Genomic DNA, 22,855 nt, shown 5'->3' on the forward strand with positions numbered 1-22,855 from the left:
TCAGCTCGCGAGCCACAACGCCGGGACGTTCGGCGGTTCCCAGCCCGGCTGCGACGTGTGCGCTTGGCGGCACGTGTACGTGACGCCGTTGTAGGTCACCTTGGCGCCGACCGCATACGCGGTCCACGGTGCCCACGCGGCGATCGACGGCGGTGTGGTGGTCGTCGTCGGCGGCGTGGTGGGCGTGGTCGGGGTCGTGGGCGTGGTGGGTGTGGTCGGAGTAGTAGGGGTGGTGGGTGTCGTGGTCGGCGGGGCCGAGCAGTTCGGCGTCGAGGCCGCGAGACCGTCGACCACCGCGTGGAACAACGTCGACCCCGGGTCCAGGTCGTAGAGCGAGAACATCATCGCGCCACCGAGACCCGTGCAGTGGATGTAGTCCGTGCGCGCCCGGACCGACTGCGCCGACGAGCCGCCGTAGAAGTTCGTCCCGTCGTAGAACCACGCCGACTGCGTGACCGGGTCCCAGTACGTGTCCGCCGGGTTGTCGACGACGCCGGACAGTTCCTTGTACATCGCGACGCCGGGGACGTTGCCGCTCAACGCGTGCCCGGGTGACGGACCCGAGGCCGACTGGTACAGGCCGTGGTTCGACCCGGCGGGCACGCCGGTCCAGCCGCGGTAGTAGAACGGGATGCCGAGCGTCAGCTTGGCCGCCGGGAAGCCGCCCGCGATGCCGTACGCGCTGTTGCCGTGCAGGTAGTCCTTCACCACCGAATCGATCGTGTACTTCTCGGTGCCCGGCGGGATCGTGCCGGACGGGTCGTTCGGCGACGAGTACAGCGGGTCCTGGAAGTTCGTCGGCCCGGTCGCGTCCCACGCGCCGTGCATGTCGTAGGTCATCGCGTCGCCGAAGTCCAGGTACTGGCCGATCCGGTCGGTCTGGATCTTCGCGATCTTGTCCTGGCCGCCGGGCAGGGCGGCCGAGAGCGCGTAGTGCTTGCCGCCCAACGCGTCCAGCTCGCTGCGGAACTCCGCCATCAGCGCGGTGTAGTTCGCGGTGTCGGCGGCGGTGTAGTGGTTGCCGACGTGCCCGGTCGGCGAACCCGGGTACTCCCAGTCGATGTCGATGCCGTCGAAGATGCCGGCCGCGGTGCCCGGGCCGCCGTAGCCGCCCGACGCCGGGATGTTGCCCTTGATGAACATGTCCAGGCACGAGCCGACGAACTTCTTGCGGGACGCGTCGGTCGCGGCGGCGTCGGAGAAGTACTTCGAGTACGTCCAGCCGCCGATCGACAGCAGCACCTTGAGGTTCGGGTGCTTGGCCTTGAGCTCCTGCAGCTGGTGGAAGTTGCCGGCGACGGGCTGGTTCCAGGTGTCGGCGGTGCCGTCGACGCTGATGTCGGAGCCGAACGTCTTCTGGTAGTCGGCGAACTGGTCCTCGGCGCCGTCCCCGGCGTTGGGGTCGCTTTCCCCGCCGGGATCCGGCGTCGTCGCCTTGGTCGCTTCGAAGCACGTCAGGTTCGTGGGATCGATGTTCTCGAAGTCGTAGAGCAGGTAGTCGAGGTTGCCGGCGATGGCGTCGACGTTCTTCAGGTAGTAGGCGTTCTGGTAGATGCTCCACTGGTCGTAGTAGGCGATCCGGACCCCGCCGGAGGTCGCGGCGGCCGCGCCCGGCGCGGCCGGGCCGGCGACGGTCAGCCCGCCGATCACGACGGCGGCGGCCGCGGCGGCGACCAGGGCGAATCTTCGCTGCATGGGCGTCTCCTCGCGCAGGCGGACGGCCCTCTCCCGGCCGCGACGGCGCGGGAGAGGGCGTACGCGACGGTTCTTCACGAAGCGGGTCCGGCCCCGGTCATGAATGTGCGCGCGGAGACGACGAGGTGTCAATACTTTGGACTAGACCAATCTGCCGGACCGCGAGCTATGCGACGCGGTGTCCGGATTCTCCCTACTTCAGTGGTGGGTCGAGCGGGAAGCACGACACGCGCGCCGGCCACGTGTCGCCGCCGGCCGGCAGCGGCATCTGCTTCAGCGCGGCCGCCGCGTCGGAGTCGTGGGCCTCTTCGGCGGCGGCGTGGAAGATGTCGGCCGCGATCGACTGGTCGAACACGCCGATCTGCTGGTGCGGCCAGGCTTCCGCGCCGTGCAGCGCGCCCGGGATCAGCTGGTCGACGACCTTCCGCAGCGTCACGCCGTTCGGCGCCTGGTACTTCCAGACGTCGACGCCGAGGTTCTTCCCGACCTCCGCCATCCGGCCCCACGCGGTGAGGTTGAAGTTGGCGTAGTGCCACGACATCGTCCGCGACAGCTCGAGGGGCTGGCTGCCGTCGGCGGCGAACTGCACCGGGAACCGCTTCTGCTCCGCGTCGAGGACGATCTTCCGGGCGGCGTCGCGGTGACCCAGGTACGCCGAGATCGTCGCGTTCTGCATGTCGAGGAAGGTGCCGTGGTTGTTGGTGGCGGCCAGTTCCAGCTTCGCCTGCGGGCTGGTCTGCATCCAGGTCAGGTACTGGCCCAGCCACGCCTTGATGCCGGAGCGGTCCTTGCCCGTCCAGCCCGGCGCGCCGCCGTCGAGCAGCGCGAACGCGTCCATCAGCTGGCTGAACGACTGGGTCGAGTCGATGATCCCGGTGCCGCTGATCGTGGTCTTGCACGGGATGATCTGCGAGTACGTCATGTTCGGGTTCATCTTGGTGGCCGGGTCGAGGAACCACGTCCGGATGTCCAGTGCCGCCCGCTTCGCGTACTTCGCGTCGCCGGTGTAGTACCAGGCCAGCGAGAGGTAGTACATCGCGTCCCACGCCCACATCCGGTAGGTGTGGTCGGTGATCGCGTCGGCCTCGGGGTTGCGCTGGCCGTCCTTGCTGACGTACGGGCAGCCCTGCGGGTTCTCCGGCGTCTTCGGCTGGCTCGCCCACCAGTACGGCGCCTGGCTCGTGTAGTCGTGCTTGTCGCCGCTGGGCGGCGCGGACGGCTTGTCCATGACCGACCACGGGCCGGCGGTGAGCGCGGTGTCCGCCTTGGCCAGCACGGCTTTCAGCGCGTCACGCTGGGCCTTGGACGCTTGGCCGCCGCGGATCGCCTGCTTGGTGTTCGCGAGCTTGGCGCCGTCGGTGACGATCGTGTGCGGTGGCGCCGCGGCGGCCGCCGTCCCGCTGACCGGGACCAGGAGCATGCTCGCGGAAACCGCCAGCGCGCCTAGGGCTCTTCGCACGTCGACCGCCTTCCGGGGACGTCAAAATCCCCACGTCGTCACCGGGCGGCGGTACGGCTGCAGGGATTCTGACTTCCTCGGGCGGCAGGTGTCAATCGGGCCAGGTGCGGCGCTTGGCCAGCGGCCGCGCGTACGAACCCGCACGGCTGGTCTTCAACCCCAGGGCCACCAGCGACTCGGCGAGCCGGACCGCCGCCGCGACGCCGTCGATGACCGGGATGTCCAGCATCGTCGAGATCTTCCGGTCCAGGCCGGTCATCCCGGCGCAGCCGAGCACGAGCACCTCGGCGCCGGCGTCCCGGGCGCGGCGGCCGGCGGTGAGCAACGCCGATTCCGTGCGACGCTCGTCCGTCAGCTCCAGCACCCCGAGGCCGGCGCCGGTCACCGTGACGCAGTTCTGCGCGACCCCGGCGGCGTGCAGGCTGTCCTCGATCAGCCCGCACGTCCGGTCCAAAGTGGTCACGACGCCGTAGCGGCGGCCGAGCAGGCAGGCCAGGTGCGCGGCCGCCTCGGTGATGTCGACGACCGGGACGTCCAGCAGCTCGCGGGCGCCTTCGCGGCCGTGCTCGCCGAAGCCGGCGAGCACGACGGCGTCGAACGGTTCTTCCAGGCCCCGCAACAGATCCAGCACGGCCGCGGCGGACAGGAAGCTGTCCAGCCAGCCCTCGGCCGACTCCGGGCCCCAGCGCGGCGTCCGGGCGAGGATCTCGGTGCCGGGGCTCGCGGCCGCGCGGGCCCCGGCTTCGATCTCCTTGGTCATCGCCTCGGTGGTGTTGCAGTTGGTGACGACGATCCTCATCGGTGCTTCCTCGACACCGCGAAGTAGAGGGCGGCCGACGACGCCGTGCCGATGAACCACGAGTACGGCGCGGCCGGGGCGAAGAACGGCACCAGCGCGATCACCGCGGACAGCGCGGCCGTCGGGAAGAACGTCACCAGCGCCCGCGGGTTCACGCGCGGGTAGATCCCGTCGGCGACGAACAGCTGCGCGACGTCGACCTTGCCGCGCCGGATCAGGTAGTAGTCGACGATCATGATCCCGAACAGCGGCCCGAGGAACGCGCCGAGCCCGCCGAGGAAGTAGTTGACCACCGCCGGCGAGGAGTACAGCTTCCACGGCAGCACGCACAGCGCGGCGACCGCGCTGATCATCCCGCCGACGGTGAAGGTGATCCGCTTCGGCCAGATGTTGGCGAGGTCGTAGGCGGGGGAGACGAAGTTGGCGACGATGTTGACGCCCATGGTGGCGATGGCGAACGTCAGCGCGCCGACGATCAGCACCGGCGTGTTGTGCACCTTGGACAGCAGCTCGGCCGGGTCGGTGATGGCCTCGCCGAACACCTGCATGCTGCCCGCGGTGACGATCACCGACAGCAGCGCGAACGCCGTCGAGTTGATCGGCAGGCCCCAGAAGTTGCCGCGCTTGACCGTCTTCTGGTCCGGGGCGTTGCGGGAGAAGTCGCAGAAGTTCAGCATCAGCGTGCCGTAGGTGGCCAGGATCAGCCCGGCGGCGCCGAACCACTGGCGGATCTGCTCGCCCGTCGAGAGCTGCTTCGGGCTGCTGGTCAGCGAAATGTGCCAGTTGCCGGCGGCGAGGATCCACACGGCGAGGGCGATCATGACGACCCAGATCGCCGGGCCGCACCAGTCCTGGAACTTGCGGACCGACTCCATGCCGCGGGTGAGGATGAGCGCCTGGACCGCCCACAGCGCGATGAAGCAGATCCAGCCGAGCGCGTGCAGGCCGAGGAAACCGTGCTCGGTCAACGGTTTCAGGCCCGGGTCGATGGTGAGCACGAGCAGCGTGATGGCCACGCTCGCGAGGTAGGTCTGGATGCCGTACCAGAAGATCGCGATGATGGCGCGGATGAGCGCGGGCAGGTTGGCGCCGAACGTGCCGAAGCTGATCCGCGCGACGACCGGGAACGGCACGCCGGTGCGCTGGCCGATCCGGCCCATCAGGTTCATGCCGGCGTAGATGATCACGAAGCCGAACAGCAGGGCGGTGAACACCTGCCAGGCGGACAGGCCGAGCACGAACAGCCCGGCCGCGAAGGTGTAGTTGCCGAGGTTGTGCACGTCCGACATCCACAGCGCGAAGATGTCGTAGACCTTCCAGCGACGTTCCTTCGCCGGGGCGAGGTCCTCGTTCCAGAGCCGGGGATCCGGCGGTGGGCTCGTCTCTTGCTGGGAATCGGTGAGCGGGGCGGCGGTCATGCTGGCCTCCGGTCGACGTGCAGCGACGGCGATTTGGGATACCAAAATTTGGCATCCCAAATATCACCCCGATGTCCGCCCCCGTCAACCCTCCGGTCGTTAAACTCGGGTTACAGAAGGTTGCGTAGCCTTCTGTGGGAGGGGAGTCGGTGACGACGGCGAGCGAGCGGCAGCCCCTCGCGGCCACCCGGCAGCGGGTGCGCGATGAGCTGCGCGAACGGATCTTGACCGGCCGGCTGCGCCCGGGCGACCGGCTGGTCGAGCGCGAGCTGGCCGAGGACCTCGGTGTCTCCAGGGTGCCCGTCCGCGAGGCGATCCGCAGCCTCGAGGCCGAGGGGTTCCTCGTCGAGCAGTCGGCGCGGCGGATCGTCGTCCGGCAGCTCGCGCGGGTCGACGTCGAGGAGCTGTTCGACGTCCGGGAAGCCCTCGAAGGACTCGCGGCGGGACGCGCCGCCGAACGGGCGGGCGCGCCGGAGCTGAAGCGGCTCGAGCGGATGCTCGCCGACGCCGCCCGCGCGACCGCCCGCGGCGACGCGGCCCGGATCACCGTGCTCAACTCGCGGTTCCACGACGAGATCGTGGCCATCGCCGGCAACACGCTGCTGACCACGATGCTGCAGCCCCTGCAGGGCCGGCTGCGCTGGCTCACGAGCCAGAACGAGCACTGGGACGACCTGCTCGGCGAGCACCGCCGGCTCTACGAGGCGATCGCGTCGGGGGACGCGGAGCGCGCGCACGCCGAAGCCGTCGAGCACGTGCGGGTCAACCGCGAGGTGACGCTGAAGTCCCTCTTCGGCGACGATCAGGCGGAGATCGCGGCCGGCTCGAGGTAGGGCGTCACGTTCCGCAGGGCCCGCTCGACGTACTCGTCCTTCTCGCCGACCGGCGCGACGTAGTGCATGGCGTGCTCCGCGGCTTCGAGGCCGTGCAGCCGGGCGAGGACCCACGTCGCGAGGTACGCCGAGGCCAGGCAGCCGCCGGCGGTGGCGAGGGTGCCGCGGGCGAAGAAGGGCTGGTTCAGCACCTCGACGCCGGCCGCGAGGACCCACGGCTTCGTGGTCAGGTCGGTGCACGCGGGCACGTCGTCGAGCAGCCCCAGCTTGGCCAGGACGAGCGTGCCCGAGCACTGCGCGGCGAGCAGCTGCCGGGCGGGATCGAGGCGCGAGAGCGTGCTCATGATCGCCGGGTCCTCGACGACTTCGCGGGTCTTCGCGCCGCTGCCGACGATCACGGCGTCGGCGCTGCAAGCCTCTTCGAGGTCGATCATCGCGTCGATCGTGACGCCGTTCATCGACGTCACCCGCGGGGCCGGGCTCGCGATCGACACGCGCCAGCCGGGTTCTCTCACCCGGTTCAGGACGCCGAGCGCGATGAGCGAGTCGAGTTCGTTGTAGCCGTCGAAGGTCAGGATCGCGGTGTGCATGGCCGCACGTTAAGGCGGCCGATCCAGGACAGTCCATAAATTGTCCTGCCTACAATCCCGGGGTGCGAGTACCGAAGTACAAGACCGTCGTGGACGCCTTCGCGGCGAAGATCCGCGACGGCCACTGGCCGGCCGGCACGCGGCTGCCCACGCATCGGCGGCTCGCGGCCGACGAGGGCATCGCCGTGGTGACGGCGTCGCGGGTGTACGCCGAGCTGGAAGCGATGGGGCTGGTCAGCTGCGAGCAGGGGCGCGGCACGTTCGTCCGGGACCCGGGGGCGGGCGAGGGCGTCGACGAACGGTCGGTCGCGGCCGACGCCGTCGACCTCAGCTTCAACTCCCCGGCCGTGGCCGGCCAGGCCGGCCAGCTGCGCCGGGCGCTGCGGGACCTCGCCGCGGCGGGCGACCTCGACGCGCTGCTGCGCTACCAGCCGCACCGGGGCCGCGCCGGCGACCGGGCCGCGGTCGCGGTCCACCTCCGCTCGCGGGGGCTGGTGGCCGGCCGCGAGCGGGTGCTGATCGTCAGCGGCGCCCAGCACGGCCTGGCCGTGACGGCGATGGCGGTGCTCCGGCCCGGTGACGTCGTCGCGGTGGACGCCCTCACCTACCCGGGGTTCCGCGTGCTCGCGCGCACGCTCAGCCTCGACCCGGCGCCGCTGCCGGTGACCGCCGGCGGTCCCGACCTCGAAGCGCTCGACCGGCTCTGCCGCCGGCGCCGGGTCCGCGCGGTGTACGCGATGCCGACCCTGCACAACCCGCTCGGCTGGGTGCTCTCCGCCGGGCAGCGCACGCGGCTCGTCGAGATCGTCCGGCAGCACGGCGCGACGATCATCGAGGACGCGTCCTACGCCTACCTCGCCGAGGACGCCCCGCCGCCGCTGGCGATGCTCGCGCCGGAAGCCACGGTCTACGTCTCGGGGCTGTCGAAGAGCGTCGCGACGGGGTTGCGCGTCGGGTTCGTCGTCGCGCCGCCCGAGCTCGTCCCGGCCCTCGAGACCGCGATCCGCGCCACGACCTGGAACACGCCCGCGCTGACCACGGCCATCGCGCGGCGCTGGCTCGAAGACGGTACCGTCGCACGCTTGGAGGCCCGCAAGCGCGAAGACGCGCGAGGGCGCCAGGCACTCGCCTCGGCGGTGCTGGCGGGGCTTCCGTGGACCGGGCACCCGGCGTCGTACTTCCGGTGGCTGCCGCTCGCTCCCGACTCCCGGCCGGACCGCATCGTGGCGGCACTGGCCCGGCGGCGGGTGGCGGTCGCCACGGCCGAGCCGTTCGCGACGACGCCGACGGTGCCGCAGGCGCTCCGGCTGGCGCTGGGATCGGTGGGACACGCCGAACTGCGCGCCGGTCTCGAAGCGGTCCGCGACGAGGTCGAGCGGGACGTTTTCCGCTGATCACGGCCGGATGACGAAGGTCACGCTCGGTACCGGAGAGCTCACGTATTAACATGATCCGCGGGTCTTCGCTCCATGAGCGGACGTGGCATATCCAACAGCCCGCGGACCCGCTGCCAACAGGCGCTTCCCAGTGCCTTCATGGGAAATTCACAGAATGGGTGGCAAGTCTGACAACGTGAACCACGCCGACGACGGTGCCGGAACGGCGGCACGATGACGACTGCCCAGGCCACTCTCGAAGCACCCTCCCGGATCGCGAGACCGGGTGGGAAAGCGCCGTACCTGCACCAGATCGACCTGTTCCGGCTGGTCACGTTCGCCTGCGTGATCCTCATCCACGTGGTGGGCGCGACCAACTTCCCGCAGGACGTCGGCGCCAACGCCGTCGAGACACCGCTGCACTTCACGCGCGAGGCGTTCTTCGCGCTCACCGGGTTCGTGCTGGTGTTCCAGAACCGCGGCCGCGAGATCACCCCGGGCGACTTCTGGCGCAAGCGGCTGCCGCTGGTCGCGACGCCGTACCTGGCGTGGTCGATGTTCTTCTGGGCGTTCTCGCTGGTGACCGGCACGCAGCAGCCGTCCTCGCTCGAGGCGTCGATGCGCCTGCTGCTCAAGGACCTCGTCACCGGCGGCGCCTGGTACCACCTGTACTTCCTGCTCGTGACGATGCAGGTGTACCTGCTGTTCCCGTGGATCATGAAGCTGCTGCGGGCGACCGAGGGCAAGCACAAGTGGCTGCTGCTCGGCAGCGGCGGGCTGCAGGTCGGCGTCACGCTCTTCATGACGTACCAGCCGTTCGGCGTCAGCTACGAGACGATCACCCACCTGTACGCCACGGTCCTGCCGTACCAGTTCTACACACTGTTCGGCGCCGTCGTGGCCATGCACTTCGAGGCCGTGCACGCCTGGGTCGGCCGGCACCGGCTGCTGCTCGGCGGCGCCCTGATCGCGGTGCTGGCGGGCACCGAGTGGTACTACCTGCACACCGTCCACAGTGGAACGTTGCCGCAGGTGGCCAGCGACCCGTTCCAGCCGTACCTCATCCCGTGGTGCGTCACCGTCATCGCCGCGATCTACGCCTTCACCACCTGGTGGTCGGGTCGCCGCGTCGACGGCGGCCGCGGGGCGCGGCTGGTCTCCTGGGCGGCGAACCGGTCGTTCAGCATCTTCCTGGTCCACCCGCTCGCGCTGGCGTTCCTCGGCCCGCTGATCCCGCGGGTGGCCGACCGCTTCGGGGCGCCCTGGCTGAGTGTGATCATCTACGCGGCCACGATCGCGCTGACGATCGTCATGGTCGAGGCGCTGCGGCGCCTGCCGGGCAGCCGCGCGCTGACGGGACGGCCGCGCCTGCGCCTTGCCAAGGCCGCCGCCTGACTCACCCCGTCGGGTGGTCAACGGCACAAAAGAGAGTTCGGGCATGTCCCGGCGCGCGGATCCGCGGTCTTCGGATATGCTGGCGGCCCGTGGGACTTCAGTCACGGGCTACCAAGTACGTTTTTGTCACCGGAGGCGTCGCCTCCTCTCTGGGTAAAGGACTCACGGCTTCCAGCCTGGGACAGCTCCTTACCGCGCGCGGGCTTCGCGTCACGATGCAGAAGCTCGATCCGTACCTCAACGTCGACCCCGGGACGATGAACCCGTTCCAGCACGGTGAGGTGTTCGTCACCGACGACGGCGCCGAGACCGACCTCGACATCGGGCACTACGAGCGTTTCCTCGACCGCGACCTCGACGGCAAGGCCAACGTCACGACCGGTCAGGTCTACTCCGAGGTGATCGCCAAGGAGCGCCGCGGCGAGTACCTCGGCGACACCGTGCAGGTCATCCCGCACATCACCGACGAGATCAAGTCCCGGATCACCGCCGCGGCCGAGCCCGACGAGGCCGGGAACGCCCCGGACGTCGTGATCACCGAGGTCGGCGGCACGGTCGGCGACATCGAGTCCCTGCCGTTCCTGGAGGCCTGTCGCCAGGTCCGCCACGACGTCGGCCGCGACCACTGCTTCTTCCTGCACGTCTCGCTGGTGCCGTACCTGGCGCCCTCGGGCGAGCTCAAGACGAAGCCGACCCAGCACTCGGTCGCCGCGCTGCGCAACATCGGCATCCAGCCCGACGCGCTGGTCTGCCGGGCCGACCGCGAGATCCCCGAGGACCTCAAGCGCAAGATCGGCCTGATGTGCGACGTCGACACCGAGGCCGTCATCGCCTGCCCGGACGCGCGGTCGATCTACGACATCCCGAAGGTGCTGCACAGCGAGGCGCTCGACGCCTACGTCGTCCGTCGCCTCGGGCTGCCGTTCCGGGACGTCGACTGGACGGTGTGGGGCGACCTGCTCGACCGGGTGCACAACCCGAACGAGGTCGTGCGGATCGCGGTCGTCGGCAAGTACATCGACCTGCCCGACGCCTACCTGTCGGTCACCGAGGCCCTGCGCGCGGGCGGGTTCGCCCACCGCGCCAAGGTCGAGATCGTCTGGGTCGCCTCCGACGACGCGCAGACCGCGTCCGGCGCCGCGTCCGTGCTGTCCGATGTGGACGGTGTGCTGATCCCGGGCGGGTTCGGCATCCGCGGCATCGAGGGCAAGGTCGGCGCGATCGAGTACGCCCGCACCCGCGGCGTGCCGCTGCTCGGCCTGTGCCTCGGCCTGCAGTGCATGGTCATCGAGGCCGCGCGGCACCTGGCCGGGATCAAGGACGCCGGGTCGTCGGAGTTCGACGAGAACACCACGCACCCGGTGATCTCGACGATGGCCGACCAGCGCGACGTCGTCGCGGGGGAGCGGGACATGGGCGGCACCATGCGCCTGGGCGCCTACCCGGCGAAGCTCAAGGCGGGTTCGCAGGTCGCGAAGGCGTACGGCACCACCGAGGTGTCCGAGCGCCACCGCCACCGCTACGAGGTGAACAACGCCTACCGCAAGCAGCTCTCGGACGCGGGCCTGGTCTTCTCCGGCACGTCGCCGGACGACCGCCTGGTCGAGTTCGTCGAGCTGCCCGCCGACCAGCACCCGTTCTTCGTCGGCACCCAGGCGCACCCCGAGCTGAAGAGCCGCCCGACCCGGCCGCACCCGCTGTTCAGCGCGTTCGTCAAGGCCGTCGTCGACCGCAAGGTCGCCGAGCGGCTGCCGGTCGAGCTGCCCGAGGCGCCGGTGGCGGCCCGATGACCGCCCCGGGCGAGCACGAGTTCAGCGTCGCGTCGAGCCGGGACGTCCACATCGGACGCGTCGTCGGCCTGCGGATCGACGACGTCGTGATGCCGGGCGGTGACACCGCGGTCCGCGAGGTGATCGAGCACCTCGGCGCGGTCGCGATCGTCGCGCTGGACGACGAGCAGCAGGTCACGCTCATCCACCAGTACCGGCACCCGATCGGGCACCGGCTGTGGGAGCTGCCGGCGGGCCTGATCGACCACCTCGGCGAGGACCCGGTCGGCACGGCCGAGCGCGAGCTGGTCGAAGAGGTCGGCCTGGCCGCTTCGGACTGGGTGACGCTGGTCGACGTCGCGGCGTCGCCCGGCTTCACCGACGAGGTCGTGCGGGTCTTCCTGGCCCGCGGACTGTCCGATGTGGACCGTGAGGTGCTCGGCGAGGAGGAGGCGGACCTGGTCATCCGCAAGTTCCCGCTCGCCGAGGCCGTGCGGATGGCCCTGGCGGGCGAGCTGATCAACGGCGCCACGGTGTCCGGGGTACTGGCCGCGCACGCGGTGGTCACCGGAGTGGCCCCGGCGCGTCCGGCCGACGCCCCGTGGGACGACCGCCCGACGGCGTTCGCCAAGCGCAAGCAGTCCTGAGGGGGTCCGCTGCGTCCCGCTTCAGGGGCGCAGCGGACGGCCCTGGGCGTCGAGGCCGCCGTCCTTCAGCAGCATGATGCCGTCGATCATCGGCCACAGGAAGCCGATGCCGGTCACCAGCACCACGAAGAGCTGGAGCAGCCCCAGCCCGACCTGGCCGGTGTAGAACCGCCCGACGCCGAACGGCAGGACGATCTGGAGCACGCCGGCGACGGTCTTGGACCGGTAGGAGTAGGGGACCGGCGCGTACGGCATCGGGGCCGGCGGCGGCGCGTACGGGTCCGGCGCGTACATCGGCAGTTGCATCGTCGCCTGCGCGTACGCCGGCGGCGGCCCGAAGAAGCCCGGGTGCGGGGGCGGCAGGTCGCGGAACAGCGGCCGCAGGTCGCCGAGGGTCGTCGCCGCGTAGGCGTCCGTCACCCGCGTCTCGTACTCGTCCGGCGTGATGCGGCCCATGCCGAAGTGGTCGGCGAGCAGCCGCGCCGCTTCCTCCCGCTCGGCCGTGCCGATGCGGAGTTCGTCAGACTCCATGAAATCCAAGGTAACCGCGCGAACCTGAGAACGGGGTTTCTGCCGGGTCACGAGCCCCGGGCGGCCTAAGGTGTGCCGCGTGGCCTCCAGCCCGCACAGCACGGACGGCGTGATCGCCGCGTACCTCGACCACCTGGCCGTCGAACGCGGGACCGCGCGCAACACCCTGGACAGCTACGCCCGTGACCTGCGCCGGTACGCCGCGCACCTCGACGGCGCCGGCGTCGCCAAGATCGCCGACGCCACGTCCGCGCACGTCACGTCGTTCGGCGCCGCGCTGCGCGAAGGCGACGGCGAACACCGGCCCCTGGCGGCGTCTTCGGCCGCGCGGGCGCTCGTCGCCGTGCGCGGCCTGCACAAGTTCGCCCACGCCGAAGGCCTCACCGAGCACAACCCGGCCCGCGAGGTCCGCCCGCCGACGCCGGCGAAGCGGCTGCCCAAGGCGTTGCCGGTCGACGACGTCCTGCGGCTGCTCGAGACCCCGCCGCCGGACGGCGAGCGCCCGCTGCGCGACCGGGCGCTGCTGGAACTGCTCTACTCGACCGGCGCCCGGATCTCCGAAGCCGTCGGGCTGGACATCGACGACGTGGACGACGCCGAACGCACGGTCCTGCTGGACGGCAAGGGCGGCAAGCAGCGGCTCGTCCCGATCGGGCGGCCCGCGCTCGCCGCGGTGCACGCCTACACCGTCCGCGCGCGCCCGGCGCTCGCCGCGCACGGCCGCGGCACCGCGGCGCTGTTCCTCAACGCCCGCGGCAGCCGGCTTTCGCGGCAGAGCGCGTGGCAGGTCCTCAAGGACACCGCCGAACGGGCGGGGATCGCCGCCGTCGTGTCGCCGCACACGCTCCGCCACTCCTTCGCCACGCACCTGCTCGAAGGCGGGGCGGACGTCCGGGTCGTGCAGGAACTGCTCGGCCACGCGTCGGTGACGACGACGCAGGTGTACACGCTGGTCACGGTCAACACCCTGCGCGAGGTGTACGCGACGGCGCACCCGCGGGCGTTGGGCTAGATGGCCCCATGGAGGGCGAAGGGCCTTCGTACGCTGCACCGACGGTCGAGTGACATTGCCCCGTCGAGTCCGGCGCGTTGCTTTGCCGGGGCTCCGGCTCCGCGCATAGGCTGCGTCGGACGCGACGAACAAGGAGTCTTCTCGCCATGTCGACACCGAACCAGCCGGCCCACGCGGCCGAGTCCGCCGGGTCGGCGGCGGCGAACCTCAACGACGTCAAGATCGCGACGCCGGAGATCCACGACGGCGACGAGCCGCAGGAGCGCAACGGCAAGAAGGTGAAGCTCGAGGGGATCGGGCCGACCGGCCGGCCCATCCGCGAGCACCCCGACCCGGCCCCGCTGGAGAAGCACGGCCCGGCCAAGATCATGGCGATGTGCAACCAGAAGGGCGGCGTCGGCAAGACGACGTCGACCATCAACCTGGGTGCCGCCCTCGCCGAGTACGGCCGCAAGGTGCTGCTCGTCGACTTCGACCCGCAGGGCGCCCTCGCCGTCGGTCTCGGCATCCAGCCGCACGAACTGGACCACACGGTCTACAACGCCATCATGGAGCGGTCGGTCAGCGCCACCGACGTGCTGATGAAAACCCGCGTCGACGGCGTTGACCTGCTGCCGAGCAACATCGACCTGTCCGCGGCGGAGGTCCAGCTCGTCGCCGAGGTAGGGCGCGAGCACACGTTGTTACGGGTCCTTCGTCCGGTCATGAACGACTACGACTATGTTCTTGTCGACTGCCAGCCCTCACTCGGCTTGCTCACGGTGAACGCGCTGACCGCCGCGGACGGCGTGATCATCCCGCTCGAGTGCGAGTTCTTCAGTCTCCGAGGCGTCGCGCTCCTGATCGACACGATCGAGAAGGTGCAGGAACGCCTCAACCCCAAACTGGACATAGTCGGGATTCTCGCCACCATGTACGACCCGAGAACCCTGCACTCGAAGGAGGTCATGGCTCGCGTGGTGGAGGCATTCGGCGAGACCGTGTTCGACACGGTCATCAACCGCACCGTGCGGTTCCCCGAGACGACGGTCGCGGGTGAGCCGATCACGACCTGGGCGCCCAAGTCGGCCGGCGCGGCGGCGTACCGCCAGCTGGCCCGTGAGGTGATCGCTCGGTGAGCAGGCGCGCCTCCCTGCCCGGAGCGTCGGAACTCTTCAGGATCACCTCCAGTCCCGCCCTCGATCTCCCTCCCCAGGCACCACCCGCCGAGCCCGTCGAGAAGGCCAGGCCTTCGGACAACGGCCGGACGGAACAGCTGGCCCGCAGCGCGGCCCCGCACGGGTCCGGCCGGACCAAGCACGACGCGAAGATCACCGTGTACGTCTCCGGCGACGAGCTCGTCGCCATGGAGCAGGCCCGGCTGACGCTGCGCGCGAAGCACGACCTGGTCGTCGACCGCGGCCGGCTGGTCCGCGAGGCGGTCGCCGTGCTGCTGGCCGACTTCGACGCCAACGGCGAGGAGTCGGTGCTGGTGCAGCGGCTGCGGGTGGTCGGCTCAGACGGCGGCGAAACCGAGGGCTGATGGACGAGCCGGCACCGGTCCCGGCATCGGCTCCGGAGGAACAGGTTCCCGAAGAGCACCAGACGGTGCACGGCGGGATGATCCCCGAAGGCGTCAACACCGAGGAACTGAGCACGTCGAAGTTCAAGGTGCGGCTGGCGAACTTCGAGGGACCGTTCGACCTGCTGCTGCAGCTGATCTCGCAGCACCAGCTCGACGTCACCGAGGTGGCGCTGCACCGGGTCACCGACGACTTCATCGCCTACACCCGGGCGCTGGGCACCGACTGGAACCTCGACGAGACGACGGAGTTCCTGGTCATCGCGGCGACGCTGCTGGACCTGAAGGCGGCGCGCCTGCTGCCGTCGGCCGAAGTGGAGAGCGAGGACGACCTCGCCCTGCTCGAGGCCCGCGACCTGCTGTTCGCGCGGATCCTGCAGTACCGGGCGTACAAGCAGGTGGCGGCGCTGTTCGGCGAGCTGGAGCAGGGCGCGCTGCGGCGCTACCCGCGTTCGGTGGCGCTGGAGGAGCGGTTCATCGGGCTGCTGCCCGAGGTGATGCTGGGCGTGACGCCGCAGAAGTTCGCGGAGATCGCGGTGGCGGTGTTCCGGCCGAAGCCGCCGCCGACGGTGTCGATCGCCCACATCCACATGGGCCGCGTGTCGGTCCGCGAGCACGCGGCGCTGCTGCGGGTCAAACTGGCCGCGGCGGGGCAGGCGACGTTCGGCGAGCTGGTCGACGACTGCGAGCACACGGTCGAGATCGTGGCGCGCTTCCTGGCGCTGCTGGAGCTCTACCGCGAGGCGACGGTCCAGTTCGAGCAGAGCGAGGCGCTGGCGGAGCTGCACGTCCGCTGGACGGGCGGCTCGATGGCGGAAGCCTCCGCGGCGGCCGAGCTGGACCGGTCCGCCGGAGACGAAGAGGAGTACGGGTGAGCCCCGAAGACAAGACGCCGGAGCCGGGGTCGGAGCAGGTCGAGGCGGCCGCGGCGGAGCTGGCGCTGGACGAGGCGCTGTCCGGCGAGCCGGTCACCGAGGACGGCGAGCCGGAGGAGCCGCTGGAGCCGCTGGTCGCGGAAGCTCCGGCCGAGGAGGCTGCGGCGGAAGAGCCGGCCGAGGAGAGTGCCGTCGAGCCCGAGCCCGAGCCCGATGCGGAGCTTTCACCCGAAAGCTCCGCGCCTGCCGAGCCTGAGCCCGAAGCTGCCGAGCCCGCTCTCGATCCCGACGATCCCGAGTCGGACCTCGTCGCCGCCGGGGACGTCAGCCTGCTGCCCGACGTCACCTCCGATGAGGCCCTCGAAGCCGCCCTCGAGTCGCTTCTGCTGGTCGTCGACTCGCCGGCCAGCGAGGAGCTGCTCGCCGAAACCCTCGAACAGCCCAAGGCGCGGATCGTCGTCGCCCTGCGGACCATGGCGCAGAAGTTCACCGACCGGACCTCCGGGATCGACCTGCGCCGCGTCGGGGAAGGGTGGCGGTTCTACACTAGGGACGTCTACGCCCCGTTCGTGGAGAAGCTCCTGCTGGACGGCCAGCGGTCGAAGCTGACCCGGGCCGCGCTGGAGAGCCTCGCCGTGATCGCGTACCGGCAGCCGGTGACCCGGGCCAGGGTCGCCGCGGTGCGCGGCGTGAACGTGGACGGCGTGATCCGGACGCTGCTCGCGCGCGGCCTCATCGAAGAGATGGGGACCGACCCCGAGACGACCGGCACGCTGTACGTGACGACCGAGCTGTTCCTGGAGCGACTGGGGCTGTCGTCACTGAACGACCTGCCCGCCATCGCTCCGTTGCTACCCGAAGTGGACACCATCGATGACATCCAGTGAGCACCCCGACGGCATCCGCCTGCAGAAGGTGCTGTCGCAGGCCGGGGTCGCCTCCCGGCGGGCGGCGGAAGACCTGATCGCGGCCGGCCGGGTCGAGGTGGACGGCCAGGTCGTCACCGAGCTGGGCCGCCGGGTGCACCCGGACGAGGCGATCATCCACGTCGACGGCACCCGCGTGAACCTGCGCGACGACCTGATCTACCTCGCCCTGAACAAGCCCAAGGGCGTGCACTCGACGATGTCGGACGACCGCGGCCGCCCGTGCGTCGGCGACTACCTCGCCGGCCGCTACGAGGAGACGCCCGGCGTGGTGCACGTCGGCCGGCTCGACGAGAACACCGAAGGCCTGCTGCTGCTCACCAACGACGGCGACCTCGGGCACCGGCTGATGCACCCGTCCTACCGGGTGCTCAAGACCTACCTCGCCGAGGTCGACGGCCTCGTCCCGCGCGGGCTCGGCAAGGAGCTGCGCAACGGCTGGGAGCTGCCGGACGGCATCGTCAAGGTCGACCAGTTCCGGGTCAAGGACATGCACTCGGGCAAGTCGCTGGTCGAGCTGGTCATCCACGAGGGCAAGAAGCACATCGTGCGCCGCCTGCTCAAGGACACCGGCCACCCGGTGCTCAAGCTGGTCCGCACGGCGGTCGGCGATGTCCAGCTCGGCAACCAGCGCGTCGGCTCGATCCGGCGGCTGACGAAGGGCGAGGTCGGGGCGCTTTACCGCAACGTCGAGCTCTGACACACCGCTGTCACGAAGCCGCCGGGGGTCGCGTCGTCCGGGCGGCCGTAGTCCGCGGCCAGCTGGGCGCCGGTGACCGTGGCCGGCTCCCAGCCGTGCTCGCGCAGCCACTCCGGTGCCCGGTCGCCGAGGCCGCCCTTCCACAGGCCGGTGATGTGCTCGCTGCCCGGCGCCGCCTTGGCGCGGGCCAGCAGGCTGTCCGGTGTCCCGTCCGCCCGGTGCTCGAACGACACGGTGCTGCCGGGCGCGGAGAGCCCGGTCACCGTGGTGAGCATCCGGTCGGCTTCGTCGTGGGACAGGTAGACGAGCAGGCCCTCGGCCAGCCACGCGGTCGGGACGTCCGGGACGAACCCGGCGGCGCGGAGTGCGCTCGCCCAGTCTTCGCGCAGGTCGACCGGGACGGCGATCCGCTCGCAGGACGGCTCGGCGCCCTGTTCGGCGAGTACGTCGTCCTTGAACGCCAAGACCTCGGGCAGGTCCAGCTCGAACAGCCGGGTGCCGGCCGGCCAGGGCAGGCGGAACCCGCGCGCGTCGAGCCCGGCGGCGAGCAGCACGACCTGGGCGCACCCGGAACCCAGCAGGTACTCGTCGTAGAACCGGGTGCGGATCACGACCTGCGAGGCGAAGAACGCGCCCAGGCGGCCGGCCGGGCGGTTCTCGGGCAGGACCGACCGGCCCGCGGTGAAGAACGCGGCCGCGTGCGGATCGTCGAAGAGCCGGTCGGGGCGGCGGCTTTCGCGGGCCCGCAGGCCGGCGACGCCGACCGCGGTCCGGCCCACGGCGGGCAGGGACTCCGTCATGATCCCCAACCTACGCCCGACTTTCCGCCGTGGTGAACGCGATCACGGCTCGCTAGCGTGACGGGCATGCGACTCGGGGTGGTGTGCGGGGTCCTCGCGGTGCTCCTGTCCGGTGCGGTGGCCCCGGCGGCCGCGGCGCCCGCGGCGAGCGAACCGGTCTACGACTACGCGAAAGCGATCCGCGAAACCGTCTGGGTCGACATCGGCCACGACGGGGACGGCGACGGCAAGCCCGACCGCGTCGCCGCCGACATCATCCGGCCGAGCGAAGCGACTTCGCGGGTGCCGGTGATCATGGACGCCAGCCCGTACTACTCGTGCTGCGGGCGCGGCAACGAGAGCGAGCTGAAGTCCTACGACAGCGCCGGGAAGCCGGTGAAGTTCCCGCTGTTCTACGACAACTACTTCGTGCCGCGCGGGTACGCCGTGGTGCTCGTCGACCTGGCCGGGACGAACCGCTCGGCCGGCTGCGCGGACGTCGGCGGCACCTCCGACGTCGACTCGGCGCGCAAGGTCGTCGACTGGCTCAATGGCCGCGCGGCCGGCTACACCGCCAAGACCGGCGGCAGCGCGGTGCCGGCGAGCTGGAGCACCGGGAACGTCGGGATGATCGGCAAGTCCTACGACGGCACCATCGCCAACGGCGTCGCGGCGACCGGTGTCGCCGGGCTGAAGACGATCGTGCCGATCTCGGCGATCAGCTCCTGGTACGACTACTACCGCTCCGACGGCGCGACGTTCGGCTTCAACCCGGCGGGGCTCGCGCAGACGGTCGAGGCGCGCAACAGCGGCCAGAACTGCTCGGCGCAGAACCAGGTCCTCACCGACGGCGCCACCGCGAACGGCGACTACGGGCCGCTGTGGGCGGACCGGGACTACGTCACCCACGCGGGCAACGTGCGGGCCAGCGTGCTGCTTTCCCACGGCGTCAACGACCTGAACGTCAAGACCATCCACTTCGGACAGTGGTGGGCCGGGCTGAACGTCGAGAAGAAGATCTGGCTGTCGCAGACCGGGCACGTCGACCCGTTCGACTACCGGCGCGCGGACTGGGTGGACCTGCTGCACCGGTGGTTCGACCACTACCTGCTCGGCATCGACAACGGCGTCCAGAACGGGCCGCAGGCGAGTGTCGAGCGGCAGCCGGACCAGTGGGCGGACCAGAGCGCGTACCCGGCGGCGGGTGCGGTGGCGACGACGTTGCGGCCGGGTGCGGCCGGCAAGCTGGGCACCTCGCCGGCGTCCGGGACGGCGTACTTCACCGACAACCCCAGCCTGGGCGAGGACACGTGGGTGACGAACCCGGGCAGCGCGGCGTTGACGTACTCGACCGGTGCTCTGGCCTCGGACCTGCAGGTTTCCGGGACGTCGTCGGTGACCGTGACGGCGATGCCGAGCACGTCGTCGGCCCGGGTGTCGGCGCTGCTGGTCGACCTCGGTGCGGCGACGATCCGCAACTTCGCCGGCAGCGGCGAGGGGATCAAGACGGGGACGGCGGAGAACTGCTGGGGCTCCTCGACGTCGGGTGACGACGCTTGCTACCGGATCACGTCGGCCGACGTGAAGAAGGTGAACTACACGATCCTCAGCCGGGGCTGGGCGGACTTGGCGAACTACGCATCGCTTTCGCAGGAAAGGGTGTTGACGCCGGGGACGGCGTACACGATGACGTTCCGGCTGGCGTCGACCGACCACGTCGTGCCGCGCGGCCACGCCCTGGCGTTGATCATCGGGGGGACGGACGGCAGCTTCATCCGCGGTCCGGCCCAGCCGGGCCGGGTGACGCTGGACTTGGCGCGGACGTCGGCGTCGGTGCCGTTGGCGGGCGTGGTCCCCGCGGCGACGACGCATCCGGCCGCGGGCGGTGGCGAGCACGTGCCGTCGGCGGGCCGGGCGGACCTGCGCTAGCCCGCGGCCGGCGTGCCCTGGTGGTGGAAGATCTGCCAGTGCCCGCCGGCGACGCGGCGCCACAGGGACGTGCGGTGCGCGCGCCGTCCGGCGTGCTCGGAGGTGTACTTCACCAGCACGACGCCGTCGGCGACGAGCGATCCCCGCAGGTTCTCCACGGTGATCGGCGCGCCGTCCGAAGCCGCCACGAGCCGGAGTGCCTCCTCGTAGCCGAACTCGCTGCCGGACTTGCCGAATTCGTGGAAGTCCGGGGCGAGCAGCCGCGCGAACCGGGCCGCGTCGGCGCGGCACCCGGGCCGGAGGGACTCCCGTTCCGCGGCGAGAGCTTCCGCGATCTGGTCTTCGTCGTCCATGGCCCGACTGTGCCGGTCCGGCCTCGCCGCGCGCGACCGGTTATCGGCTTCAGCTCGCCTCGGCCGCAGCCGTCCGCGTCGCCGACTTCCGTTGCAGCGCCCGGGCGATCGGCTCCACGACCCGCGCCGCCGTCGGGCCGAGGATCGCCATCAGCAGCACGTACGCGGTGGCCAGTGCCGCCAGCTCGCCGTCCACCGCGCCCGCCGTCACCGCGAGCCCCGCGATCACGATCGAGAACTCGCCCCGCGCGACCAACGCCGCTCCCGCGCGGGCCCGGCCCATCTTCCCGATGCCCTGCCGGCGCGCCGCCCACCAGCCGGTGCCGACCTTGGTCAGCGTCGTCACCACCGCCAGCACGATCGCCCAGCCGAGCACCGGCGGGATCGACGCCGGGTTCGTGTTGAGCCCGAACACCACGAAGAACACCGCCGCGAACAAGTCGCGCAACGGCTCCAGCAGGTGCGTCGCGTTCTCCGCCGTCGAACCGGAGATCGCGATGCCGAGCAGGAACGCGCCGACGGCCGCCGACACCTGCATCGCCGACGCCACGCCGGCCACCAGCAGCGCCGCGCCGAGGACCTTGAGCAGGAACACCTCGCGGTCGGGGCTGTCGACCGCCGCCGAGACGTACCGGCCGAACTTCAGCGCGATCACCAGCACCACGGTGATCACCAGCAGCGAGATCCCGACGGCCTCCATGCCGCCGAGCAGCGACACCCCGCCCAGCACCGCCGTGAGGATCGGCAGGTAGAGCGCCATCACGAGGTCCTCGAAGACGAGGATCGACAGCACCACCGGTGTCTCGCGGTTGCCGAGCCGGCCGAGGTCGCCGAGGACCTTCGCGACGATCCCGGACGACGAGATGTACGTGACGCCCGCCATCACCATCGCGCCGACCGGGCCCCAGCCCAGCAGCAGCGCGACCGCCGCGCCGGGGGCGGCGTTGAGGACGATGTCGAGCAGGCCCGCCGTCCACGACCGGCGCAGCCCGGTGAACAGCTCGGCCGCGGAGTACTCGAGCCCCAGCAGCAGGAGCAGCAGCACGACGCCGATTTCGCTGGCCAGGTGGGTGAAGCCGCCGATGTCGGTGAGCGGGATCAGCCCGCCGGAGCCGAAGCAGAGGCCGCCGAGCAGGTAGAGCGGGATGGGGGAGAGGCCGATCTTGCCGGCCAGGCGCCCGAGCGCGCCCAGCACGAAGAAGACCGCCCCCAGTTCGATCAGGGACAGCGCGGTGTGGTCCATCGTGCGCTCAGCCGTACTTCAGGATCTTGGCGGCGGCTTCGAGGCCCTCGCCGGTGCCGACCGCGACGAGCAGGTCGCCGCCGGTGAGCGTGAAGTCGGGCGTCGGCGAGGGGTGCACCTGCCCCGCCCGCGCCACCGCGACCACCGAAACCCCGGTGCGGGTGCGCATCGCCGTGTCGCCGAGCGTCCGGCCGTCGAAGGGGCCGGCCGGCTTGACCGGCAGCTGCCGCGTGCTGATCCCCGGCAGGTCCCGGTGCTCCTCCGTGAGCTGGGCGACCAGCTGCGGCGCGCCGAGCAGGTTGGCCAGCGTGCCCGCCTCGTCCGCGGTCAGCGGGATCGAGGCGGCACAGGCGTCCGGGTCGTCCGACTTGGACACGATGAGATCGGTGTGGCCGTCCCGCTGGGTCACGACGCCGATGCGGCGGCCGGTCCGGGTGCTGAAGTCCTTGCGGACCCCGATGCCGGGCAGGGGAGTTACTTCGACGTTCACCCAACCACCGTAACCCACGTGTCCGATTCGCGGTGTTCAGCCGAGCAGCAGGAGCGCCGCCGCGACGACCATCACGGCCGCGGTCCCGCCGTGGACTCCGAAGGCGATGGCCTTCTTCCCCCGGTGGCGCAAGACGATCAGCATGTCGAAGACGGGCCAGAGGGCCGCGGTGAGGAAAGCCCAGCCCAGTGCGTGCGGGTCGCCGTAGATCATCAGGGCCAGCGGGATCAGGCCGGCTCCGACGTCGCGGCCGCCCTTGACGTTGAGGAAGCTTTCGGCGTTCTCGGGGACCTCGGTGAAGCCGAAGCCGACGGCGATCTTCGCCGGCGCGAAGAGGTAGTTGAGGCCGACGTAGATGATGCCGAGCGAGACGATCGCGACGAGGATGTAGCCGGTGACGATCATGGTGTTCCCTTCGGTTTCTAGCATCGCTAGGATTGCTAGCAACGCTAATCTAGCGACGCTATTTTGTCTA

At 70.9% G+C, this 22,855-nt stretch carries 23 protein-coding genes; 12 read left to right on the top strand and 11 right to left on the bottom strand.

Annotated elements, in window-relative coordinates:
* From ACIRSS_RS21855 to ACIRSS_RS21870, 4 genes are all read right to left on the bottom strand, one after another.
* On the bottom strand, nucleotides 1-1,695 hold the full coding sequence (locus ACIRSS_RS21855; protein ID WP_400897660.1) for a glycosyl hydrolase family 18 protein: 1,695 nt from the start codon (nucleotides 1,693-1,695) through the stop codon (nucleotides 1-3).
* 193 nt (nucleotides 1,696-1,888) lie between these two features.
* Complete coding sequence (locus tag ACIRSS_RS21860) at nucleotides 1,889-3,154, bottom strand: alginate lyase family protein (protein WP_400897661.1); 1,266 nt, start codon at nucleotides 3,152-3,154, stop codon at nucleotides 1,889-1,891.
* 91 nt (nucleotides 3,155-3,245) lie between these two features.
* Entirely contained in the window at nucleotides 3,246-3,953 is a 708-nt protein-coding gene (locus ACIRSS_RS21865; protein ID WP_400897663.1) for an aspartate/glutamate racemase family protein, read from the bottom strand.
* Nucleotides 3,950-5,371, bottom strand: a complete 1,422-nt coding sequence (locus tag ACIRSS_RS21870; protein WP_400897665.1) for an NCS1 family nucleobase:cation symporter-1 — start codon at nucleotides 5,369-5,371, stop codon at nucleotides 3,950-3,952. The genes ACIRSS_RS21865 and ACIRSS_RS21870 overlap by 4 nt, the downstream gene beginning before the upstream one ends.
* A gap of 149 nt (nucleotides 5,372-5,520) precedes the next feature.
* On the opposite strand from ACIRSS_RS21870, the gene ACIRSS_RS21875 reads away from it, so the two are divergent.
* Complete coding sequence (locus ACIRSS_RS21875) at nucleotides 5,521-6,204, top strand: GntR family transcriptional regulator (RefSeq protein WP_400897667.1); 684 nt, start codon at nucleotides 5,521-5,523, stop codon at nucleotides 6,202-6,204.
* Here ACIRSS_RS21875 and ACIRSS_RS21880 read toward each other — a convergent pair.
* Complete coding sequence (locus ACIRSS_RS21880; RefSeq protein ID WP_400897669.1) at nucleotides 6,174-6,794, bottom strand: DJ-1/PfpI family protein; 621 nt, start codon at nucleotides 6,792-6,794, stop codon at nucleotides 6,174-6,176. The two genes, ACIRSS_RS21875 and ACIRSS_RS21880, sit on opposite strands and share 31 nt — an antisense overlap.
* Before the next feature lie 62 nt (nucleotides 6,795-6,856).
* Here ACIRSS_RS21880 and ACIRSS_RS21885 point away from each other — a divergent pair, with 62 nt between their 5' ends.
* From ACIRSS_RS21885 to ACIRSS_RS21900, 4 genes are all read left to right on the top strand, one after another.
* Nucleotides 6,857-8,188 (top strand): PLP-dependent aminotransferase family protein, encoded by a 1,332-nt coding sequence (locus tag ACIRSS_RS21885; RefSeq protein ID WP_400897671.1) that lies wholly within the window; start codon nucleotides 6,857-6,859, stop codon nucleotides 8,186-8,188.
* A 216-nt stretch (nucleotides 8,189-8,404) separates the two neighbouring features.
* Nucleotides 8,405-9,565 (top strand): acyltransferase, encoded by a 1,161-nt coding sequence (locus ACIRSS_RS21890; RefSeq protein ID WP_400897673.1) that lies wholly within the window; start codon nucleotides 8,405-8,407, stop codon nucleotides 9,563-9,565.
* Between the two features lie 89 nt (nucleotides 9,566-9,654).
* Nucleotides 9,655-11,355: a CTP synthase gene (locus ACIRSS_RS21895; RefSeq protein ID WP_400897675.1), complete on the top strand. Its 1,701-nt coding sequence runs from the start codon at nucleotides 9,655-9,657 to the stop codon at nucleotides 11,353-11,355.
* Nucleotides 11,352-11,981, top strand: a complete 630-nt coding sequence (locus ACIRSS_RS21900) for an NUDIX domain-containing protein (protein WP_400897677.1) — start codon at nucleotides 11,352-11,354, stop codon at nucleotides 11,979-11,981. Before ACIRSS_RS21895 ends, ACIRSS_RS21900 begins: the two co-directional genes overlap by 4 nt.
* Nucleotides 11,982-12,002: 21 nt before the next feature.
* Here ACIRSS_RS21900 and ACIRSS_RS21905 read toward each other — a convergent pair whose 3' ends face one another.
* Nucleotides 12,003-12,512: a DUF1707 domain-containing protein gene (locus ACIRSS_RS21905; RefSeq protein ID WP_400897679.1), complete on the bottom strand. Its 510-nt coding sequence runs from the start codon at nucleotides 12,510-12,512 to the stop codon at nucleotides 12,003-12,005.
* A 109-nt stretch (nucleotides 12,513-12,621) separates the two neighbouring features.
* On the opposite strand from ACIRSS_RS21905, the gene xerD reads away from it, so the two are divergent.
* The 6 genes from xerD to ACIRSS_RS21935 all read left to right on the top strand — a co-directional run bounded on the left by xerD (nucleotide 12,622) and on the right by ACIRSS_RS21935 (nucleotide 17,586).
* The gene (gene xerD, locus ACIRSS_RS21910; RefSeq protein WP_400899749.1) at nucleotides 12,622-13,524 is read left to right on the top strand and encodes a site-specific tyrosine recombinase XerD; all 903 of its coding nucleotides are present in this window, start codon (nucleotides 12,622-12,624) and stop codon (nucleotides 13,522-13,524) included.
* Between the two features lie 146 nt (nucleotides 13,525-13,670).
* A complete protein-coding gene (locus ACIRSS_RS21915; protein ID WP_400897681.1) occupies nucleotides 13,671-14,642 on the top strand; it encodes a ParA family protein in 972 nt (323 codons plus the stop codon).
* Nucleotides 14,639-15,046 carry a cobyrinic acid a,c-diamide synthase gene (locus tag ACIRSS_RS21920; RefSeq protein WP_400897683.1) on the top strand — a complete coding sequence of 136 codons (408 nt, stop codon included), beginning with the start codon at nucleotides 14,639-14,641 and terminating at the stop codon, nucleotides 15,044-15,046. The genes ACIRSS_RS21915 and ACIRSS_RS21920 overlap by 4 nt, the downstream gene beginning before the upstream one ends.
* Nucleotides 15,046-15,960, top strand: coding sequence for a segregation and condensation protein A (locus ACIRSS_RS21925; RefSeq protein WP_400897685.1), 915 nt, complete (start codon nucleotides 15,046-15,048; stop codon nucleotides 15,958-15,960). The genes ACIRSS_RS21920 and ACIRSS_RS21925 overlap by 1 nt, the downstream gene beginning before the upstream one ends.
* Nucleotides 15,957-16,847 (top strand): SMC-Scp complex subunit ScpB, encoded by an 891-nt coding sequence (gene scpB / locus ACIRSS_RS21930; protein ID WP_400897687.1) that lies wholly within the window; start codon nucleotides 15,957-15,959, stop codon nucleotides 16,845-16,847. Before ACIRSS_RS21925 ends, scpB begins: the two co-directional genes overlap by 4 nt.
* Entirely contained in the window at nucleotides 16,834-17,586 is a 753-nt protein-coding gene (locus tag ACIRSS_RS21935; protein ID WP_400897689.1) for a pseudouridine synthase, read from the top strand. The genes scpB and ACIRSS_RS21935 overlap by 14 nt, the downstream gene beginning before the upstream one ends.
* On the opposite strand, the gene ACIRSS_RS21940 is transcribed toward ACIRSS_RS21935, so the two are convergent.
* Nucleotides 17,565-18,386, bottom strand: a complete 822-nt coding sequence (locus tag ACIRSS_RS21940; protein WP_400897691.1) for an SAM-dependent methyltransferase — start codon at nucleotides 18,384-18,386, stop codon at nucleotides 17,565-17,567. The genes ACIRSS_RS21935 and ACIRSS_RS21940 overlap by 22 nt on opposite strands.
* A 66-nt stretch (nucleotides 18,387-18,452) precedes the next feature.
* On the opposite strand from ACIRSS_RS21940, the gene ACIRSS_RS21945 reads away from it, so the two are divergent.
* The gene (locus ACIRSS_RS21945) at nucleotides 18,453-20,294 is read left to right on the top strand and encodes a Xaa-Pro dipeptidyl-peptidase (protein WP_400897692.1); all 1,842 of its coding nucleotides are present in this window, start codon (nucleotides 18,453-18,455) and stop codon (nucleotides 20,292-20,294) included.
* On the opposite strand, the gene ACIRSS_RS21950 is transcribed toward ACIRSS_RS21945, so the two are convergent.
* From ACIRSS_RS21950 to ACIRSS_RS21965, 4 genes are read right to left on the bottom strand one after another with little or no spacing between them, the layout of a single operon-like run.
* Nucleotides 20,291-20,647, bottom strand: a complete 357-nt coding sequence (locus ACIRSS_RS21950; protein ID WP_400897694.1) for a DUF4440 domain-containing protein — start codon at nucleotides 20,645-20,647, stop codon at nucleotides 20,291-20,293. The genes ACIRSS_RS21945 and ACIRSS_RS21950 overlap by 4 nt on opposite strands.
* A 49-nt stretch (nucleotides 20,648-20,696) precedes the next feature.
* Nucleotides 20,697-21,890 carry a cation:proton antiporter gene (locus ACIRSS_RS21955; protein WP_400897696.1) on the bottom strand — a complete coding sequence of 398 codons (1,194 nt, stop codon included), beginning with the start codon at nucleotides 21,888-21,890 and terminating at the stop codon, nucleotides 20,697-20,699.
* Between the two features lie 7 nt (nucleotides 21,891-21,897).
* Nucleotides 21,898-22,380, bottom strand: a complete 483-nt coding sequence (locus ACIRSS_RS21960) for a cation:proton antiporter regulatory subunit (RefSeq protein WP_400897698.1) — start codon at nucleotides 22,378-22,380, stop codon at nucleotides 21,898-21,900.
* A gap of 36 nt (nucleotides 22,381-22,416) precedes the next feature.
* On the bottom strand, nucleotides 22,417-22,785 hold the full coding sequence (locus tag ACIRSS_RS21965; protein WP_400899751.1) for a DUF4267 domain-containing protein: 369 nt from the start codon (nucleotides 22,783-22,785) through the stop codon (nucleotides 22,417-22,419).
* Nucleotides 22,786-22,855 lie beyond the last annotated feature (70 nt).

This window comes from Amycolatopsis sp. NPDC101161 (genome assembly GCF_044768185.1).
Lineage (GTDB): Bacteria > Actinomycetota > Actinomycetes > Mycobacteriales > Pseudonocardiaceae > Amycolatopsis.

Excerpts from the sequence above, each read along its gene's own strand:
- ACIRSS_RS21955 (WP_400897696.1), bottom strand. The coding sequence starts at position 21,890 with ATGGACCACACCGCGCTGTCCCTGATCGAACTGGGGGCGGTCTTCTTC.
- ACIRSS_RS21855 (WP_400897660.1), bottom strand. The coding sequence starts at position 1,695 with ATGCAGCGAAGATTCGCCCTGGTCGCCGCCGCGGCCGCCGCCGTCGTG.
- ACIRSS_RS21880 (WP_400897669.1), bottom strand. The coding sequence starts at position 6,794 with ATGCACACCGCGATCCTGACCTTCGACGGCTACAACGAACTCGACTCG.
- ACIRSS_RS21935 (WP_400897689.1), top strand. The coding sequence starts at position 16,834 with ATGACATCCAGTGAGCACCCCGACGGCATCCGCCTGCAGAAGGTGCTG.
- ACIRSS_RS21900 (WP_400897677.1), top strand. The coding sequence starts at position 11,352 with ATGACCGCCCCGGGCGAGCACGAGTTCAGCGTCGCGTCGAGCCGGGAC.
- ACIRSS_RS21905 (WP_400897679.1), bottom strand. The coding sequence starts at position 12,512 with ATGGAGTCTGACGAACTCCGCATCGGCACGGCCGAGCGGGAGGAAGCG.
- ACIRSS_RS21925 (WP_400897685.1), top strand. The coding sequence starts at position 15,046 with ATGGACGAGCCGGCACCGGTCCCGGCATCGGCTCCGGAGGAACAGGTT.
- ACIRSS_RS21940 (WP_400897691.1), bottom strand. The coding sequence starts at position 18,386 with ATGACGGAGTCCCTGCCCGCCGTGGGCCGGACCGCGGTCGGCGTCGCC.
- ACIRSS_RS21945 (WP_400897692.1), top strand. The coding sequence starts at position 18,453 with ATGCGACTCGGGGTGGTGTGCGGGGTCCTCGCGGTGCTCCTGTCCGGT.
- ACIRSS_RS21915 (WP_400897681.1), top strand. The coding sequence starts at position 13,671 with ATGTCGACACCGAACCAGCCGGCCCACGCGGCCGAGTCCGCCGGGTCG.
- ACIRSS_RS21890 (WP_400897673.1), top strand. The coding sequence starts at position 8,405 with ATGACGACTGCCCAGGCCACTCTCGAAGCACCCTCCCGGATCGCGAGA.
- ACIRSS_RS21965 (WP_400899751.1), bottom strand. The coding sequence starts at position 22,785 with ATGATCGTCACCGGCTACATCCTCGTCGCGATCGTCTCGCTCGGCATC.
- ACIRSS_RS21870 (WP_400897665.1), bottom strand. The coding sequence starts at position 5,371 with ATGACCGCCGCCCCGCTCACCGATTCCCAGCAAGAGACGAGCCCACCG.
- ACIRSS_RS21865 (WP_400897663.1), bottom strand. The coding sequence starts at position 3,953 with ATGAGGATCGTCGTCACCAACTGCAACACCACCGAGGCGATGACCAAG.
- ACIRSS_RS21950 (WP_400897694.1), bottom strand. The coding sequence starts at position 20,647 with ATGGACGACGAAGACCAGATCGCGGAAGCTCTCGCCGCGGAACGGGAG.